Raw genomic sequence first — 17,748 nt, 5'->3', positions numbered from 1 at the left:
TGCAGCCTGTCCCCCTCCACTGGTCCGGGCTGCGGGGGGGTCCTTTACGCGCCGATCAGCTCGAACTGGCGCAGCGTGACCTCGGCCTGCTTGATCGAGGCGATGTCGACCAGCCGGCCCTTGTAGACGGTGGCGCCCGCGCCGTCGCGCTTGGCCTGTTCCATCGCGGCCAGGATCTCGCGCGCCTCGGTCACGGCGGCCTCATTGGGCGAGAAGACCTCGTTGGCCAAGGCGATCTGGCTGGGATGGATCGCCCATTTGCCGACCATGCCCAGGGTCGCGCTGCGCATCGCCTGCGCGCGGAAGCCCTCGGGGTCGCTGAAATCGCCAAAGGGGCCGTCCACGGGCAACAGCCCATGCGTGCGGCAGGCCGCGACGATGGCGGTCTGCGCCCAATGCCAGGGATCGGGCCAGTATTTCTGCCCCTCGCGGATCATGTAATAGTTTTCCTGCGTGCCGCCGATGCCCGTGGTGGCCATGCCCATCGAGGCCGCGAAATCCGCCGCCCCCAGGCTAATCGCCTGCAGGCGCGGGGATGCGCCCGCGATCTCCTCGACATGGCAGATGCCGGCGGCGGATTCGATGATGACCTCGAAGGCGATGGGCCTGGTGCGGCCCTTGGCGCGCTCGATCGCGGTAACCAGCGCGTCGACGGCATAGATGTCGGCGGCACAGCCGGCCTTGGGGATCATGATCTGGTCCAGCCGGTCGCCCACCTGCTCCAGCAGGTCGACCACGTCGCGGTACCAGAAGGGCGTGTCCAGCCCGTTGATGCGCACGGACAGGGTCTTGGCCCCCCAATCCACGTCGTTGATCGCCGCGATGATGTTGGTCCGCGCCTGCGCCTTGTCGTCGGGGGCGACCGAATCCTCCAGATCCAGGTTGATCACGTCGGCGGCGGATTTCGCCATCTTCTCGAACAGCGCCGGACGCGAGCCGGGGCCGAACAGCTGGCAGCGGTTCAGGCGGGCCGGGGGCAGGGGCTGGGTGCGGAAACTCATGACAAGGTCCAGTTTGACAAGATCGGGGCGTTCCCGGGTAATAATCTTGCGCGGTCAGGACGGCAAGCGCTATTTCCGCGCGGCGAGGCCGGCCCCGGCTTCTTGACGCATCCAAGCTTTGGGGTCAGGTGTCGGCGCGAGGACAACGGAGGCCAGGATGGCGCGAACAGTCTATGTGAACGGCGAATATCTTCCCGAGGATGAGGCGAAGGTGTCGGTCTTCGACCGGGGATTCCTGATGGCCGACGGGGTCTACGAGGTGGTCAGCGTGCTGGGCGGCAAGCTGATCGACTTTCAGGGCCACATGGTCCGGCTGCGGCGGTCCCTGTCCGAACTGGCCATCTCTGAGCCGATGACGGATGCCGACTGCCTCGCCGCCCATCGCGAGCTGATCGCCCGCAACGCCATCACCGACGGGCTGGTCTATCTGCAGGTGACGCGCGGCAATCCCGGCGATCGCGATTTCGCCTACCCGCCCGAGGGGACCGCGCCCACCGTCGTGATGTTCACCCAGTCCAAGCCCGGCCTGGCCGACGCGCCGGCGGCCAGGACCGGCTGGACGGTGGTCAGCGTTCCCGACCTGCGATGGGGCCGGCGCGACATCAAGACGGTGCAGCTTCTCTATCCCTCGATGGCCAAGATGGAGGCAAAGGCCCGGGGCGCCGATGACGCCTGGATGGTCGAGGAGGGGCGCGTGACCGAGGGCACCTCGAACAACGCCTATATCGTCAAGGGCAACACCATCATCACCCGCGAGCTGAGCCATGACATCCTGCACGGCATCACCCGCGCCGCCGTCCTGCGCTTTGCCGCCGAGGCGCAGATGCAGGTCGAGGAACGCGCCTTCACCATCGACGAGGCGCAGCAGGCCGACGAGGCCTTCGTCACCTCGGCCTCGTCCTTCGTGATGCCGGTGGTCCGCATCGACGACGCCGCCGTCGGCACCGGTGCCGTGGGCCCGGTCGCCACCCGCCTGCGCGAGATCTATCTGGAAGAAAGCCTGAAGCTGGGCGTCTGATCCTTTTTGCGTCCCGCGACCGCCGGGGGCTTCGCGCCCGGCGCCGGCTGGTCCTCGGACCGGTGGCGGACCAGCCGACACCCCCCGCGGGATATTTATGCCAAGATGAAAGCCCGATGCCGTCAGGGCGCGGGCCCTTTCATCTTGGTCCAAGTATCCCGGGGGGGATCGCGGAACGCGATTGGGGGGCTGGCCCCCCTCTTCCTGCCTGATTGCGGTTTCAGAGACCGGCTTGGCTCAGGACGCGATCGATCACCGGGGCCAGCCGTTCGGCCCAGATGCTCTGTCCCTCGGGGGTGGCGATCAGGTCGTTCCTGACCTCGATCAGCAGGTTGGGGCGGCCATGCGCCAGGGCGTGGCGGTCGATGCTGTCGCCCTCCAGATGGCCGTCATAGGGCTGGTTCTCTCCGGTGATCCAGCCCTCGTCGCGGCAGGCGGCGACCATGGCGGGGCCAAGCCGTGCATCGGCATGGGAGTAGAGGATGCCCACCTGCCAGGGGCGCGGCGGGCGACCCCGAAGTTGCGGGGTGAAGCTGTGGATGGCGCAGAGGCAGCGGGCGGGATGGCGGGCGGCCAGCTGCTCCAGCGCCTGATGATAGGGGCGGTGCAGGCGGGCCAGGCGGCGTTCGCGCTCGGTCGCATCCGCTTGCTTGTTGGCAGGAATGACCGTGCCGTCATAGAGCCGCATCAGCAGCGTCGGATCGTCCTCGCCCCGGTTCGGGTCGATCACCAGCCGCGAGAAGTCGGACAGGATCGCGGGCGCATCCATCAGGGCCGACAGGGCCTCGGTCAGCCCTGCCGCGCCCACGTCATAGGCGATGTGGCGGGCCATGTCGGCGGGCGCGATGCCCAGATCGCCGCCGCCCACCCAGGGCGGCACGCGGTTGGTGGCATGGTCGCAGGTGACCAGCCAGCGCGAGGGGCCATCCGGATTGAGGATGCGGAACGGCGGGGGGGTCATCACGTCTTCATCACTCATGGTGCAAGGTGTCTACGACGAAGCGCGGGCAGACGCCAGTTGCCGCCGGGCTGCTTCTGCGGCATAGATAGCGCTAAACCCGAGACGAGGGCAGGATTGATGAGACGACATCGCAATGTGAAGATCGTGGCGACCCTGGGACCGGCCTCCTCCACCAAGGAGATGATCCGGGCGCTGTTCGATACCGGCGCCGACGTGTTCCGCCTGAACATGAGCCATGGCAGCCATGACGACCACCGCGCGCGCTATACCGCGATCCGCGAGATCGAGGCCGAGACCGGGCGCCCGATCGCCATCCTGGCGGACCTGCAGGGCCCCAAGCTGCGGGTCGGCCCCTTTGCCAACGGCGCGCTTGACCTGGCGGTGGGCGACCGCTTCCGCTTTGATCTGTCGCCCGAGCCGGGCAATGCAGGCCGCGTCCAGCTGCCCCATCCCGAGATCTTCGCGGCCCTGATCGAGGGGTCGGAACTTCTGGTCAATGACGGCAAGATCCGCCTGACGGTCGACGCCTGCGGCCCCGATTTCGCCGATTGCACGGTCACCGTGGCCGGCACGATCAGCGACCGCAAGGGCGTGAACGTCCCCGACGTGGTGCTGCCGCTGGCCGCGCTGTCGGACAAGGACCGCGCCGATCTGGAATTCGCCTGCGAGCTGGGCGTGGACTGGCTGGCCTTGTCCTTCGTGCAGCGCGCCGAGGATGTGGAAGAGGCCAAGACCCTGGCCCGCGGCCGCGCCGCGATCCTGTCCAAGATCGAGAAACCCGCCGCCGTCCGGGCCTTCGACGAGATCCTCATGGCCTCGGACGGGATCATGGTCGCGCGCGGCGATCTGGGGGTGGAGCTGCCGGTCCATTCGGTGCCCCCCATCCAGAAGCGCCTGGTGCGCCTGTGCCGCAGCGCCGCCAAGCCGGTGATCGTGGCCACCCAGATGCTGGAATCGATGATCGACAGCCCGATGCCCACCCGGGCCGAGGTCAGCGACGTCGCCAACGCCATCTACGAGGGCGCCGATGCGGTCATGCTGTCGGCCGAAAGCGCGGCGGGCAGCTTCCCGCTGGACGCGGTGCGCACGATGGACAATGTCGCGCGCTCGGTCGAGGCGGACCCGAACTACCGCTCGATCATCGAGGCGGCGCGCAAGGCCAGCCTGTCCTCGGTTCCCGACGCCATCGTGACGGCGGCGCGCGAGATCGCCGAGACGACCGAGGTCGCGGCCATCTGCGCCTTCAGCCAGTCCGGCACCACGATCAGCCTGATCGCCCGCGAGCGGCCCCGCGTGCCGATCCTGGCGCTGAGCCCGATCGAGGCGGTGACCCGGCGCATGGTGCTGACCTGGGGGACGCATTGCGTCATCACCCCGCGCCTGTCGCGCTTCAAGGAGGCGGTGGTCAACGCCACCCGCGCCGCCCGCGATTACGGCTTCGCCGACGAGACGCAGCAGATCGTCGTCATGGCCGGCGTGCCCTTCAACGTGGCGGGCACGACGAACATCCTGCGCATCGCGCCTTGCGATGACCGCTTGATCTTCGCCACCGACCCGGAATAACGCTTGAGGCTTCAAGAACCAACGGGGTAGCCCATGTCCGATCTTCTTCTGCTGGCAGGGGTTGCCCTGTGTCTGCTGTCCGTCGTGCTGGCGATCGTCCAGCTGATGCAGGCCCGGCCGCCCCGTGCGGCGGCGCTGGCCCTCATCGCGGGCATCTTCCTGCTGTTCGTCGGCGCATGGACCAGCCCCGAGCCCTTCGGCCTCTCCAGCATTCCGGCCGCCCTGCAATCGGTCACGGGCGGCACGCCGGCGCCCTGATCCCTCTTGCCATCGGCGGCGCGTCCCCTTATGAGGCGCGCTTGCCCATCCCGTGCGGCCGGCCGATCTGGCATTGCCGAGCCGCACGTTCACTCTGATGAAGGAGATGAAAATGCCGAAGATGAAGACCAAATCCGCCGCCAAAAAGCGGTTCTCGATGACGGCTTCGGGCAAGGTCAAGGCAGGTCAGGCTGGCAAACGCCACGGCATGATCAAGCGCACGACCAAGTTCATTCGCGACGCGCGCGGCACCACCATCCTGTCGGATGCGGATGCCAAGATCGTCAAGAAATACATGCCCTACGCTCGCTGATCAGGAGAACCACACATGTCCCGCGTTAAATCCGGCAAGGTGACCCACGCCCGCCACAAGAAGGTCCTTGAGCAAGCCAAGGGCTATTACGGCGCGCGGTCGCGCAACTTCCGCACCGCCACTCAGGCCGTGGACAAGGCGAACCAGTACGCCACCCGCGACCGCAAGAACCGCAAGCGCAACTTCCGCGCGCTGTGGATCCAGCGCATCAACGCCGCCGTCCGTGTGGTCGATGCCGAAATGACCTATTCGCGCTTCATCAACCTTCTGGCGAAGGCCGGGATCGAGGTGGACCGCAAGGTTCTGGCCGACCTGGCCGTGCACGAGCCCGACGCCTTCGGCGCGATCGTGGCCCAGGCCAAGGCCGCCGCCTGATCCGCATCCGCTGACGGATGTCTTGCAAAGGTCCGCATCCCTTGGGGGTGCGGGCCTTTGTCGCATCTGGCCCCGCCTCTGTCCGGAACCGCCGTCCTGCGCGAAGGTTGACCCTGCAGCAATGCAAGGAGAGCATGATGGACGATCAACGGGTCTGGGATTTCGAGGGTGGCCTCTGGCACGCCTCGGAAAACCGCTACCACGAGCGGGTCGACGCCGAATGCGTCATGGCGCTCAGCCACGAGCCCTTTCTGGTCCACGGACAGGACGCGATCGACGCGGTCAGCGGCACGCCCGCTTGGGACGAGGTCGAGTTTTCCGACAAGACCATCTCGCGCCCCGAGGAGGGGCTGATCGTGGTCGGCTATCGGGTCGAGGCCGTGAAGGGCGAGACGCGCTTCCACGCCGCCTGCACCTCGGTCTATCGCCGCCGGGAACACGAGGACTGGACCGTCGTCCAGCACGCGCAGGTCGTCCTGCCCGCCGCCACCAAGGGCTGAGCCCGACCGCCCGGGGCGCGCGCCTGCGCCCCGAGGCACCCGCCTGCGGCATCATCCCGCACGGCAGGGGCGTTGCCACGAGGCCGCCTTGCCCCCAGTTTGGGGGATCACGCCCCGACCAAAGGCCGCCCGCATGTTCGACCTGCCGCAAGCCGATCCCGCCAAGGTGCCCTTGGCCGTGAAGCCCCTCAGCCTCTGGGGCACCGCGATGACCGGGCGGCGCAACATTCTGGAACTGATCCCCGCCATCGCCACGCACCAGCCCATCGTCTCGGGCAAGACCGGGGCGCGCTGGCACATGGTCATGGACCCGGCCGCGCTGCGCCGTGTGCTGAAGGAGAAGGTCGAGGATTACCCGAAATCCGTCACCACCAAGCTGATCCTGAACCCGGCCATCGGCGACAGCCTGTTCGTGGCCGAAGGGGCGCATTGGCGCTGGCAGCGCCGCGCCGCCGCGCCCTCCTTCGCGCAGCGCCATGTCGAGGCGCTCGGGCCGGTGATGACCGCCGCCGCCGAGGCCTCCAGCCGCCGCCTGTCTGCCGCCAAGGGTCCGGTGGACCTGTTCCAGGAAACCGTGGCGGCCACCTTCGAGGTCATCTCGGACGTGACCTTCTCGGGTGACGGGATGTTCGACCGCGCGTCGGTGCATGATTCGATCGACGCCTATATCGCGCAATCGGCCAAGCTGTCGCTGATGGACGTGATGGGCCTGCCCGGCTGGCTGCCGCGCCCGGGCCGGCTGTTCGCCGAGCCGGGCATGAAGCGGATGAAGGCCGCCGCCGATCAGGCCATCGCCGCGCGCGCGGTTGCGGCGGCCAAGGACGGCCCGCCCGACCTTCTGGACCTGCTGCTGGTGGCGCAGGACCCCGAGACGGGCCGGTCGATGAACCGCGACGAGCTGCGCGACAACCTGCTGACCTTCATCGTGGCCGGGCACGAGACCACCGCCCTGACCCTGGCCTGGGCACTGTATCTCTGCGCCTTCGACCCGGACGTGCAGGAGGCGGCGGCCACCGAGGCGCGCGCCGCCCTTGGAGATCGCGCCGCAACCGCCGCCGATCTGCGCGCGCTGCCCCTGACCCTGCGCATCGTGAACGAATCGCTGCGCCTCTATCCGCCCGCCGCCTTCCTGTCGCGCACAGCCCAGGTTGCCGACACGCTCTGCGGGCGCGAGGTCCGGCCCGGCGACACGGTCATGCTGCCGGTCTATGCGCTGCACCGCCACCACGATCTGTGGGACCGGCCCGACGCCTTCGATCCCGACCGCTTCCTGACCGCGCCCGACCGCTATGCCTTCCTGCCGTTCGGCGCCGGCCCCCGCATCTGCATCGGCGCCAGCTTCGCCCTGCAGGAGGCGGTGATCATCCTGTCCACCCTGCTGGCGCGGTTCCTCTTTGCCCGCATTCCGGGACGCGAGCCGCAGCCCCGGATGATCCTGACCCTGCGCCCGCATGGCGGAGTCTGGCTCAGCGTGCAGCCCCGGGACTGACCAAGCGCTTGCGGCCGGTCACGCGGCTGTTACAGACTGGCCCCGAACAGGCAGCGGAGCGCGCAATGACCGCCATCATCGACTTTCTCAACACCATCTTCTGGGGCTATGTGCTGATCTATGGCCTTCTGGCCGTGGGCATCTACTTCACCGTTCGCCTCGGCTTCCTGCAGTTCCGCCATTTCGCCGAGATGTGGCGCTGCGTGCGCGGCTCGGGCGAGACGGACAAGGACGGCATCACGCCCTTTCAGGCGCTGTCCGTGTCGCTGGCCAGCCGCGTCGGCACCGGCAACATCGCCGGCGTCGCGGTGGCGCTGACGCTTGGCGGGCCCGGCGCGATCTTCTGGATGTGGATGGTGGCGCTGGTGGGCATGGCCACGGCCTATGCCGAATCGACGCTGGCGCAGCTCTACAAGATCCACGGCGCCGACGGCATGTATCGTGGCGGCCCGGCGCAGTACATCGCGCGCGGTCTGGGCCTGCCCTGGCTGGCGGCTTTGTTCGCGGTGGCGCTGATCATCGCCTTCGGCCTCGTCTTCAACGCGGTGCAGGCCAATTCCATCGCGCAGGCGGTCGAGGGCGCCTTCGGCATCAATGCGGGCATCGTGGGCATCGTCACGGCGGTCCTGTCGGGCGTCATCATCTTCGGCGGCATCCCGCAGATCGCGCGCACCGCGCAGCTGGTCGTGCCGGTCATGGCGGGGCTCTACCTGATGGCCGCCGCCGTCGTGCTGGCCATGAACGCGTCCGAGGTGCCGGGCATCCTGATCGGCATCATCCGCAGCGCCTTCGGCCTGCAGGAGGCCGTGGGCGGCGTCGCGGGCGGCGTCATGGCCGCGATGCTGAACGGCATCAAGCGCGGGCTGTTCTCGAACGAGGCCGGCATGGGCTCGGCCCCCAACATCGCCGCGGTGGCGGTGCCCAATCCGCACCACCCCTCCAGCCAGGGCTTCGTGCAGGCGCTTGGCGTCTTCATCGATACCATCCTGGTCTGCACCGCGACGGCCGTGATGATCCTGCTGGCCGACGTGATCCCCTCGGACGAGCTGACCGGCGTGAACCTGACCCAGGCCGCGCTGTCGGACCATTTTGGCGGCTTCGGGCAGATCTTCGTGGCGGTGGCGATCTTCTTCTTCGCCTTCACCTCGATCATCGGCAACTACTCCTATGCCGAGAACGCGGTCGTCTACCTAGGCGCGGGCAAGCCCGGCATCATGGTCCTGCGCGTCGCCGCGCTGGCGATGGTGGTCTGGGGCTCGCTGCAGGCCGTCGCCACGGTGTTCAACTTTGCCGATGCCAGCATGGGCCTGATGGCCACGATCAACCTGATCGCCATCGTCATGCTGTCGGGCACGGTCGCGCATCTCACCCGCGACTACCTGCGGCAACGCAAGGCGGGGGTCGAGCCGCGCTTCCACATCGCCGATCACCCGGGCATCGCGCCCGGCGTGAACCGCGACATCTGGAAGTAGGACCGGCCGGGCGCGCGGTCTTTACCCCGCGCGCCCGCCCATGCTAACGCGGAGCCAACCAGGAAAGGCCCCGTGATGAGCGATGCGATGGACGATCTGACCCCCCTGCGCCAGCAATGGCTGGACCGCATCTCCGGCGCTTCCGACCCCGCCGCCATCGAGGAGGTGCGCTTGGCCGCCCTGGGCAAGAAGGGCGAGATCAGCCTGAAGATGCGCGAGCTGGGCAAGATGTCGCCCGAGGAACGCCAGACCACCGGCAAGGCCCTGAACGCCGTCCGCGACGAGATAGACGCCGCGCTGCGCGCCCGCAAGCTGTCGCTGGAGGATGCCGCGCTGGACGCGCGCCTGCGCGATGAATGGCTGGACGTGACCCTGCCGGGCCGCCCGCGCCGCCAAGGCACGCTGCACCCGATCAGCCAGGTCACCGAGGAGGTCACCGCGATCTTCGCCGACATGGGCTTTGCCGTGGCCGAAGGTCCGCAGGTCGAAAGCGATTGGTACAATTTCGATGCGCTGAACATCGCGCCCGAACACCCCGCGCGGCAGGAACATGACACCTTCTTCCTGCACCGCGCGCCCGGCGACGACCGCCCGCCGCATGTGCTGCGCACCCACACCTCTCCGGTGCAGATCCGCGCCATGCAGGAGCAGGGCGCGCCGATCCGCGTCATCGCGCCGGGCCGCGTCTATCGCATGGACATGGACCAGACCCACACGCCGATGTTCCACCAGATCGAGGGCCTGGCCATCGACCGCGACATCAGCATGGCCCATCTGAAATGGACGCTGGAGGAATTCTGCCGCGCCTTCTTCGAGGTCCCCTCGGTCGAGCTGCGCTTCCGCGCCTCGCATTTCCCCTTCACCGAGCCCTCGGCCGAGGTCGACATCCGCTGCTCCTGGGAGGGCGGTCAGCTGAAGATCGGCGAGGGGAATTCCTGGCTCGAGATCCTCGGCTCGGGCATGGTCCACCCCCATGTGCTGCGCTCGGGCGGGATCGACCCCGACCAGTGGCAGGGCTTCGCCTTCGGCATGGGCATCGACCGCATCGCGATGCTGAAATACGGCATCCCCGACCTGCGGGCGTTCTTCGAGAGCGATTTGCGCTGGTTGAGGCATTACGGGTTTGCGGCGGGGGATGTGCCGAGCGTGAGCGGTGGGTTGAGTCGGTGATCCTTTTACAACTCATGGTCGCTCTGCTTATTGCGACAGTTATTTACCGATGGCAAAAAGAGATTGACCGTGAGACCGCGCTTCAGATCGAGTTCAGGCGTTTGTGCGCAGAATATATAAAGGCAGCAAAAACAGCGTTCTTTGAGCAGCCCTTTATTGGCGAAGAAAGCGAAGTTGAAAAAGCGAAAACTTTTCTTAGCATATCAACCGCCGAGCAGCACTCTTACATCACCCGGGACCAGCTATTTTTAATTGCGCCGGACCATATTCTTGAACTTATTAGGGCTCACGACAACGCATTCAGGCACTGGAAAATGGCGTTCTCCAAAGAATTTGAAAGCGCGTCCGATAGACGCCAGCAAGTACGCAAATTTACATCAGATTTGCGAAATGCAGAGCTATCGATGCTGGAAGGAATGCGATCGTACCAAAGCTTGGGCCGCCTTAGCCCTTCTTTTTGGCAAAGAGTTAAGAACGGCCTCTACAAGCGTTAAGTAGGGAATATCTATCAATCACGGAGTTTTTCGCGGTTATGAACTGCATGCATGTTCATGCGCAGAATTTTGCTTTACGATTGCAGGGGTCAGGTTAATTGCTTTACCGCAACCGCCGCCGAATATCCTCGCGATCCGACCGCACCATGCCGGGGATCAGGAACAGGTCGATCACGCACCACAGCAGCACGAAACCCACAGCCGGCCAGCCGATCAGGATGGGCGTCAGCAGCCAGCCCACGGCCCAGATCGACAGCATGATCAGACCGCTGATCCAGCGGCCCAGATACATGCGATGCACGCCGAAGCCCCACAGGAAGATCAGCAGCAGATAGGCGATCAGGGGCGACTTCGCCTCGTTGGCGACCCGTTGCTCGATCATCAGTTCCCGCTGCACGTCCATTCCGAAAGGCTCCTGTCATTCACGCAGGCCCCATCGGCCCGCGCTGTCGACATAGGAACTTCGCAGCCCCGTGCAAGGTTGCGCGCGCCCCGGTCACGACCCCGTCGCCCCGCCCGCGGCCCGCAGCCACCGCCCCGATTGCCCGGTTTTCGGGGATTTTCCGCCGATCCGGCTTGACCCTTGGCCCCTTGCGCGGTTTGAAGGCGGCAAACCCCCCTCCTAGCGGGCCGGACCCGGAAAGCACCACGCTCATGAAGTTCACCCTCTCCTGGCTCAAGGAGCATCTCGACACCACCGCGACCCTGGCCCAGATCGCCGAGGCGCTGACCGACCTGGGGCTGGAGGTCGAGGACATCCACGATCCCGCCGCAAGCCTCGGCGCTTTCACCCTGGCGCGGGTGGATCACGCCGAACCCCATCCCGATGCCGACCGGCTGCGCGTCTGCCGGGTGATGACCGACGAGGGCGAAAAGCAGATCGTCTGCGGCGCGCCGAATGCCCGGGCGGGGATCACCGTCGTGCTGGCCAAGCCCGGCGATTACGTGCCCGGCATCGACACGACGCTTGGCGTGGGCCGCATCCGGGGCGTCGAGAGCCACGGCATGATGGCCAGCGAGCGCGAGCTGGAGCTGTCCGAGGAGCATGACGGCATCATCGAACTGCCCTCGGGCAAGGTGGGCCAGCGCTTCGTCGACTGGCTGGCCGAACACGCGCCCGAAAAGATCGACCCGATGATCCACATCAAGATCACCCCCAACCGCCCCGACGCGCTTGGCGTCCACGGCATCGCCCGCGATCTGGCGGCGCGGGGCCTGGGGGTGCTGAAGCCAGTGCAGGTGGATCCGGTCGCGGGCGCCTTCCCCTGTCCCATCGGCGTGACCATCGCGCCCGAGGTGGCGGCCAAGGCGCCGTTCTTCGCGGGCCGCGTGGTGCGCGGCGTGACCAACGGCGCCTCGCCCGCCTGGCTGCAGAAGCGCCTGCGCGCCATCGGGCTGCGGCCCATCAATGCGCTGGTCGACATCACGAACTTCTTCACCTTCGACCTGAACCGGCCCCTGCATGTCTTCGACGCGGCCAAGGTCTCGGGCGACCTGATCCTGCGCGGTGCGCGGGCGGGCGAGGAACTGGTGGCGCTGGACGACAAGACCCATGCCCTGCCGGACGGCGCCGTGGTGATCTGCGACGATCGCGGCATCGAGAGCATCGCGGGCATCATGGGCGGCGCGGCCTCGGGCGCCTCCGAGACGACGACCGAGGTCTTCATCGAGGCCGCCTACTTCGACCCGATCAGCACCGCCGCCGCCGGCCGCGCGCTGAAGATCAACAGCGATGCCCGCTATCGCTTCGAACGCGGCATCGACCCGGCCTTCACGCAATCCGGGCTGGAACTGGCGACGCGCATGGTGATGGATCTGTGCGGCGGCGAGGCCTCCGAGGTGGTGACCGCCGGCGCGCTGCCCGACACCGACCGCGCCTATCGCCTGGACCCCGCACGCACCACACGGCTGGTCGGCATGGACATCCCCGAGGCCGAGCAGCGGGCCATGCTGGAGGCCCTGGGCTTCCGGCTGGAGGGCGACATGGCCCATGTTCCCTCGTGGCGGCCCGACGTGCTGGGCGAGGCCGATCTGGTCGAGGAGATCGCCCGCATCGCCAGCCTGACCCGGCTGGAGGGCAAGCCCCTGCCGCGCCCCCGCGCGGGCGTGCCGCTGCCCGTGCTGACGCCGCTGCAGATGCGCGAGAAGACCGCGCGACGCATGGCGGCCGCCCTGGGCTATAACGAATGCGTGACCTACAGCTTCATCGACCGACCCTCGGCCGAGCTGTTCGGCGGCGGCACCGATGCGGTCCGGGTCGAGAACCCGATCAGCAGCGAGATGAGCCATCTGCGCCCCGACCTGCTGCCCGGCCTTCTGGCGGCGGCGGCGCGCAACCAGGCGCGCGGCTTTGCCGATCTGGCGCTGTTCGAGCTGGGCCCGGTCTTTTCGGGCGGCGAGCCGGGCGAACAGTCGGTCCGCATCAGCGGGCTGCTGGTCGGCGCGATCGCGCCCCGCGATCCCTTCGGCAGCCGCCGCAAGGTCGATCTGTATGACGCCAAGGCCGATGCCGAGGCGATCCTGCAGGCCATCGGCGCCCCCGCGAAGGCCCAGATCACCCGCAAGCTGGACGGCTGGTGGCATCCCGGCCGGGCCGGCACCATCGCGCTTGGTCCGAACGTGCTGGCCAGCTTTGGCGAGATCCATCCCCGGGTGCTGCGCCAGATGGACGTCAAGGGGCCCGCCATGGGCTTCACGATCCAGCTGGGCGCCGTGCCCTTCCCCAAAGCCAAAACGCCCACCCGCCCGGCCTTGGAACTGTCCGAGCTGCAATCCGTGGACCGCGATTTCGCCTTCGTGGTCGATGCCGGGGTCGAGGCGCTGACACTGGTCAATGCCGCCGCCGGGGCGGACAAGGCGCTGATCGCGCAGGTCTCGGTCTTCGACCAGTTCGAGGGGCTGGAGGGCGGGCAGAAGTCGCTGGCCATCACGGTGCGGCTGCAGCCGAAGGAGAAGACGCTGACCGATGCCGAGATCGAGGCGGTCAGCCGCAAGATCGTCGAGAAGGTGGGCAAGGCCACCGGCGGGCGGCTGCGGGCCTGATCTTCGGTGCCGGGGGGCCAGCCCCCCGGACCCCCCGGGATATTTCGGCCAAGATGAAAGAGCCGGGCGGGCGGCGTGCCGAGGCCGCGCGTTGCGGGGGATGAGGGGGTAAGTTTGGAGCGGGTGACGGGAATCGAACCCGTGTCTCTAGCTTGGAAGGCTAGGGTCTTACCATTACACAACACCCGCGCTGGCCCCGATATACGCCGGGCGCGCGGTGGGTTCAAGCGCTAGCCGACAGTGCGGCGCGCGGCGAAGAATTCTTGCAGAAGGCGCCGGGAGGCGGGGGCCGAGAGGCCGTCATAGACCTGCGGGCGGTGGTGGCATTGCGGATGGGCGAAGACGCGCGCCCCATGCGCGACGCCCCCCATGCGCGGATCGTCGGCCCCGTAATAGAGCCGCGCGATGCGGGCAGCGGAGAGGGCGGCGGCGCACATCGGGCAGGGTTCCAGCGTCACCCACAGATCATGGCCGGGCAGGCGTTCCGAGCCCAGGGCCGCGCAGGCGGCACGGATGGCCAGGATCTCGGCATGGGCGGTGGGGTCGGACCGCTCGCGCGTGCGGTTGCCCTCGGCGGCCACGACGCGGCCCTGCGGGTCGGTGACGACCGCGCCGACAGGCACCTCGCCGCGCAGGGCGGCGGCGCGGGCCTGGGCCAGGGCCAGGGGCATGTGCGAAAGGAACCGGGGCATGTCTCCTTGTGGCAAGCCGCGTGCGGCGGCGCAAGGAAACGCTTTCCTCGGCGGGGGGTTGGGCGTAGACACCCCTCTTTGCCCCGCAGAGATGCGAAGGAGACGCGCATGACCGACGACCAGATCCCCGACCGCAAGACCCCCCAGACCGCGCCGCGCACGGATGCCGACCGCATCGCCAAGGTGATGGCCCGTGCCGGCGTCGCCTCGCGCCGCGAGGCCGAGCGCATGATCGTCGAAGGGCGCGTGCAGGTGAACGGCAAGAAGATCGACAGCCCGGCGCTGGACGTCCTGCCCACCGACCGCATCACCGTGGACGGCAAGAAGCTGGAGGACCCGCAGGAGACCCGGCTGTGGCTGTATTACAAGCCCCTGGGCCTGATCACCTCGGAGAATGACGAGCTGGGCCGGCAGACGGTCTTCGACGCCCTGCCGCGCGAGATGCCGCGGGTGATGACCATCGGGCGTCTGGACCTGAACTCGGAGGGGCTGCTGCTGCTGACGAATGACGGCGAGCTGAAGCGGCGGCTGGAGCTGCCCTCGACCGGTTGGCTGCGGCGCTATCGGGTGCGGGTGAACGGCACGCCCTCGGACATGACCTTCGATCCGCTGCGCCGGGGCGTGACCATCGAGGGCGAGGATTTCTCGCCCATGGAGATCAAGCTGGACAGCCAGCAGGGCGCCAATGCCTGGATCAGCGTCGGCATCCGCGAGGGCAAGAACCGCGAGATCCGCCGCGCGATGGCCCATGTGGGGCTGCAGGTGAACCGGCTGATCCGGATCGGCTATGGCCCCTTCAAGCTGACCGGCATGGACAAGAATCAGGTCATGGAGGTCAAGCGCAAGGTGCTGCGCGACCAGCTGGGCGGGCTGCTGACCGGCGATGTCGACGAGAAGCCGCGCGAGATGCGCCCGCGGGGGGCCGAGGGGGCGCGTGGGCCGCGTCCGGAGGCGGGTGCCGAGGCGGGGCCGCGTCGGTTCGCGGCGAAGCCCGGATTTGCGGGCAAGCCGGGCGGGCGGGGGCCAAGCGATCGCCCGCGCGAGGGAGGTGATGACCGGGCGCCCCGGAGCTGGGGGGCCAAGGCCCCTGCCGGGGATGAGGCGCGGCCGCGCTTCCAAGGCAAGCCTGCCGGTCCGCGCGGCGATTTCGGCGACCGGCCGCGTCCGGTCGGCGACAAGCCGCGCTGGAAAAACGCCGGTCCTGCGGGATCCGACAGCCGGGGTGGTCCTTCGGACAAGCCCCGTCCCGCCCGCTTCCCGGGCAAGCCCGGCGATGCCCGCAAGCCCTTCGGCGCGCCGCGGGACGGCGGTGCCGAGGGCGGACGCAAGCCCTATGGCAAGCCGCGCGACGCTGGCGCCGACGGGGCCCGCAAGCCCTATGGGGCGCCCCGCGACGGGGGGGCCGAGGGTGGGCGCAAGCCCTACGGGGCCCCGCGGGACGGTGGCGGAGAGGCCGGGCGCAAGTCCTATGGCAAGCCCCGCGATGCGGGCGCCGAGGGTGGGCGTAAACCTTACGGCGCGCCGGGCGGAGATGCCGGGCGCAAGCCTTACGGGGCGCCGCGCGGCGAGGGCGGAGACGCCGGGCGCAAGCCCTATGGCAAGCCGCGCGATGCCGGGGGCGACGAGGCCCGCAAGCCGCGCTTCGAGGGGGGCAAGCCCTTCGGAGGGGCGCGTGCCGGGGGCGGCGAGGCCGGGCGCAAGCCCTTCGGTGCCCCACGTGACGGCGCGGGCGACGGTCCGCGCAAGCCTTATGGTGGATCGAAGGCGGGCGAGGCGGGCAAGCCGCGCTCGGGCGGCGGCAAGAGCTTCGGCGGAGCGCGTGCCGGGGGCGGCGGTGATCGTCCGGCGGGTCCGGGCAGGCCGGGCGGGGCCGGAAAGCCCGGCGGGGCCGGTCGTCCCGCCGGGGCGGGCAAACCCGGCGGTCCGCGTCCGGGCGGAGCCGGCAAGCCCGGCGGCAAGCCGCGCGCGCCGCGGGGATGACAGCAAAAGGCCGGCCCCGAGGGGCCGGCCTTTTGACTGCGCAGCAAGGATCGGGCTATTTGGTCAGGATCAGCTTGCCGGCGCGGGTGATGCGCAGTTGATAGACCTGTTCGTCCAGCACGATCAGGGCCTGATTGCCGCCCTGGGTCAACTGGGTGGCATCGTGCTGGGGCATCCGGGCCAGGATCGAAGTGCCGGGACGGGTGAAATCGGCGGGGCGCGTTGCGGTCATGGTCAACCTCATGGGGTTTCGGTGGCGATGTCCCAAAGCTGACAAATTCATTCAGGTTTGTCAAAGTAAAAGAGTCGGGAATCTCCGGACCGGCAGAAATCGGGCATCCGGGCGGCCCGCGACGCACCGCCCGGATGCGTTCAGTCCTGCGCCAGGCAGTCGATGATCGTGTCAGCCATGCCGGTCAGAACCGCCTCGTACTGGCCCGCCCCGGGGGAGGACAGGGCGCTGCCTTCCGGGCTCAGCTCGCCACCCAAGCGGGTGTCGCTGCCCTCGATCGCCGTCTCGATCAATGCGCCGTCATGGGCGTATTCCGGAAAGGCGCAGGCGGCGCCGGTCTCGGCGATCTGACCGCGCAGCTGGTCGATCCGTGCCGCCGAGGGGGTCGAGGCATCGCCAAGCGACACGGCCAGCGCGGGCTGCAGGCCGAAATGGTCGGTGAAATAGCCGTAGGCATCGTGGAAGACGACGAACTTCGCCTCGGCATGGGGGGCGAGGCGGGCGCGCAGCTCCGTGTCCAGCGCCGCGATCCGCGTGGCGGCGGCATCGGCATTGGCCTGGTAGGTCGCGGCGTTCTCCGGGTCCTGCTGCGCCAGGCTGTCGGCAATGGCCTGCAGCCAAGGCCCGGCATTGGTGGGGTTCAGCCAGGCATGGGGATCGGTGCCGGAATGGTCGTGGCCATCGTGGCTGTCGCCGTGATCCTCATGGTCATGGTCATGGTCATGGTCATGGTCATGGTCATGGTCATGGTCATGGTCATGGTCGGCGGCGTCTGCATGGCCGTGATCCTCGTGCCCCTCCGCCCCGCCATCCGTGTAGTCGCGCAGCGTCACGCCTTGGACCTGCAGCAGCGGCAGTTGCGCGCCGCGGGTCAGGCTGTCCGAGGCGCGGGCCAGCCAGGGGGTCAGTTCGGGGCCCATCCAGACCACCAGATCGGCCCCCTGCAGCGCCTGCGCATCCGAGGGGCGCATCTGGTAATGATGGGCGCTGGCCCCTTGGGGCAGCAGGACGCGGACCTCGCCCAGATCGCCCATCACCTCCTGCACCAAGGCCCCGGTCGGCACGATATCGGCCACGACCTGAGGGGCGGCAAAAGCGGGGGCGGCGGCCAGCGAGAGGATGGCGGCGATGGAGGCGGACGGACGCATCGTGATCTCCTAGTAGTCGGGGTTTGTTGCGATCCCGGGG

The 17,748-nt window shown here is 68.4% G+C and carries 18 protein-coding genes and 1 tRNA gene; 12 read left to right on the top strand and 7 right to left on the bottom strand.

Features of this window, described 5'->3' with window-relative positions; all coding sequences use genetic code 11:
* Nucleotides 1-44 precede the first annotated feature (44 nt).
* Nucleotides 45-1,001, bottom strand: a complete 957-nt coding sequence (locus tag FA743_RS12980) for an L-malyl-CoA/beta-methylmalyl-CoA lyase (protein WP_136886524.1) — start codon at nt 999-1,001, stop codon at nt 45-47.
* Nucleotides 1,002-1,158: 157 nt separating this feature from the next.
* Here FA743_RS12980 and FA743_RS12975 point away from each other — a divergent pair, with 157 nt between their 5' ends.
* Nucleotides 1,159-2,019, top strand: coding sequence for a D-amino-acid transaminase (locus tag FA743_RS12975; protein WP_136886523.1), 861 nt, complete (start codon nt 1,159-1,161; stop codon nt 2,017-2,019).
* Between the two features lie 220 nt (nt 2,020-2,239).
* Here the strand turns inward: FA743_RS12975 and FA743_RS12970 are convergent, their stop codons facing one another.
* The gene (locus FA743_RS12970; RefSeq protein WP_136886545.1) at nt 2,240-2,980 is read right to left on the bottom strand and encodes an N-formylglutamate amidohydrolase; all 741 of its coding nucleotides are present in this window, start codon (nt 2,978-2,980) and stop codon (nt 2,240-2,242) included.
* A 117-nt stretch (nt 2,981-3,097) separates the two neighbouring features.
* Between FA743_RS12970 and pyk the strand changes: the two genes are divergently transcribed.
* The 9 genes from pyk to FA743_RS12925 all read left to right on the top strand — a co-directional run bounded on the left by pyk (nt 3,098) and on the right by FA743_RS12925 (nt 10,614).
* Nucleotides 3,098-4,543 carry a pyruvate kinase gene (gene pyk / locus FA743_RS12965; RefSeq protein WP_136886522.1) on the top strand — a complete coding sequence of 482 codons (1,446 nt, stop codon included), beginning with the start codon at nt 3,098-3,100 and terminating at the stop codon, nt 4,541-4,543.
* Between the two features lie 33 nt (nt 4,544-4,576).
* A complete protein-coding gene (locus FA743_RS12960) occupies nt 4,577-4,801 on the top strand; it encodes a hypothetical protein (RefSeq protein WP_136886521.1) in 225 nt (74 codons plus the stop codon).
* 112 nt (nt 4,802-4,913) lie between these two features.
* The gene (rpmI, locus tag FA743_RS12955; RefSeq protein ID WP_042244892.1) at nt 4,914-5,114 is read left to right on the top strand and encodes a 50S ribosomal protein L35; all 201 of its coding nucleotides are present in this window, start codon (nt 4,914-4,916) and stop codon (nt 5,112-5,114) included.
* 15 nt (nt 5,115-5,129) lie between these two features.
* Nucleotides 5,130-5,489, top strand: a complete 360-nt coding sequence (rplT, locus tag FA743_RS12950; RefSeq protein ID WP_136886520.1) for a 50S ribosomal protein L20 — start codon at nt 5,130-5,132, stop codon at nt 5,487-5,489.
* Between the two features lie 134 nt (nt 5,490-5,623).
* Nucleotides 5,624-5,989 (top strand): hypothetical protein, encoded by a 366-nt coding sequence (locus FA743_RS12945; protein ID WP_211242272.1) that lies wholly within the window; start codon nt 5,624-5,626, stop codon nt 5,987-5,989.
* A gap of 133 nt (nt 5,990-6,122) precedes the next feature.
* The gene (locus FA743_RS12940) at nt 6,123-7,478 is read left to right on the top strand and encodes a cytochrome P450 (RefSeq protein ID WP_136886519.1); all 1,356 of its coding nucleotides are present in this window, start codon (nt 6,123-6,125) and stop codon (nt 7,476-7,478) included.
* Between the two features lie 65 nt (nt 7,479-7,543).
* Nucleotides 7,544-8,950 (top strand): alanine/glycine:cation symporter family protein, encoded by a 1,407-nt coding sequence (locus FA743_RS12935; RefSeq protein ID WP_136886518.1) that lies wholly within the window; start codon nt 7,544-7,546, stop codon nt 8,948-8,950.
* An 87-nt stretch (nt 8,951-9,037) separates the two neighbouring features.
* On the top strand, nt 9,038-10,120 hold the full coding sequence (pheS, locus tag FA743_RS12930; RefSeq protein ID WP_136886543.1) for a phenylalanine--tRNA ligase subunit alpha: 1,083 nt from the start codon (nt 9,038-9,040) through the stop codon (nt 10,118-10,120).
* The gene (locus tag FA743_RS12925) at nt 10,117-10,614 is read left to right on the top strand and encodes a hypothetical protein (protein WP_169308883.1); all 498 of its coding nucleotides are present in this window, start codon (nt 10,117-10,119) and stop codon (nt 10,612-10,614) included. Before pheS ends, FA743_RS12925 begins: the two co-directional genes overlap by 4 nt.
* Before the next feature lie 103 nt (nt 10,615-10,717).
* Here FA743_RS12925 and FA743_RS12920 read toward each other — a convergent pair whose 3' ends face one another.
* Nucleotides 10,718-11,017 (bottom strand): TM2 domain-containing protein, encoded by a 300-nt coding sequence (locus FA743_RS12920; protein ID WP_135313732.1) that lies wholly within the window; start codon nt 11,015-11,017, stop codon nt 10,718-10,720.
* Between the two features lie 251 nt (nt 11,018-11,268).
* Here FA743_RS12920 and pheT point away from each other — a divergent pair, with 251 nt between their 5' ends.
* Nucleotides 11,269-13,656: a phenylalanine--tRNA ligase subunit beta gene (pheT, locus tag FA743_RS12915; RefSeq protein WP_136886516.1), complete on the top strand. Its 2,388-nt coding sequence runs from the start codon at nt 11,269-11,271 to the stop codon at nt 13,654-13,656.
* Nucleotides 13,657-13,771: 115 nt separating this feature from the next.
* On the opposite strand, the gene FA743_RS12910 is transcribed toward pheT, so the two are convergent.
* Both FA743_RS12910 and FA743_RS12905 read right to left on the bottom strand, forming a co-directional pair.
* Nucleotides 13,772-13,845 (bottom strand) — tRNA-Gly (locus FA743_RS12910).
* 41 nt (nt 13,846-13,886) lie between these two features.
* On the bottom strand, nt 13,887-14,348 hold the full coding sequence (locus tag FA743_RS12905) for a nucleoside deaminase (protein WP_136886515.1): 462 nt from the start codon (nt 14,346-14,348) through the stop codon (nt 13,887-13,889).
* 108 nt (nt 14,349-14,456) lie between these two features.
* On the opposite strand from FA743_RS12905, the gene FA743_RS12900 reads away from it, so the two are divergent.
* A complete protein-coding gene (locus FA743_RS12900; protein WP_136886514.1) occupies nt 14,457-16,328 on the top strand; it encodes a pseudouridine synthase in 1,872 nt (623 codons plus the stop codon).
* Between the two features lie 55 nt (nt 16,329-16,383).
* Here the strand turns inward: FA743_RS12900 and hemP are convergent, their stop codons facing one another.
* A complete protein-coding gene (hemP, locus tag FA743_RS12895) occupies nt 16,384-16,560 on the bottom strand; it encodes a hemin uptake protein HemP (RefSeq protein WP_135313729.1) in 177 nt (58 codons plus the stop codon).
* Between the two features lie 140 nt (nt 16,561-16,700).
* The gene (locus FA743_RS12890) at nt 16,701-17,708 is read right to left on the bottom strand and encodes a zinc ABC transporter substrate-binding protein (RefSeq protein WP_136886513.1); all 1,008 of its coding nucleotides are present in this window, start codon (nt 17,706-17,708) and stop codon (nt 16,701-16,703) included.
* Nucleotides 17,709-17,748: the final 40 nt, after the last annotated feature.

Source organism: Paracoccus gahaiensis (genome assembly GCF_005048225.1).
Taxonomy (GTDB): Bacteria; Pseudomonadota; Alphaproteobacteria; order Rhodobacterales; family Rhodobacteraceae; genus Paracoccus; species Paracoccus gahaiensis.
Note: the sequence above shows the minus strand (reverse complement) of the source record. Positions and strands in the feature narration are given on the sequence as shown.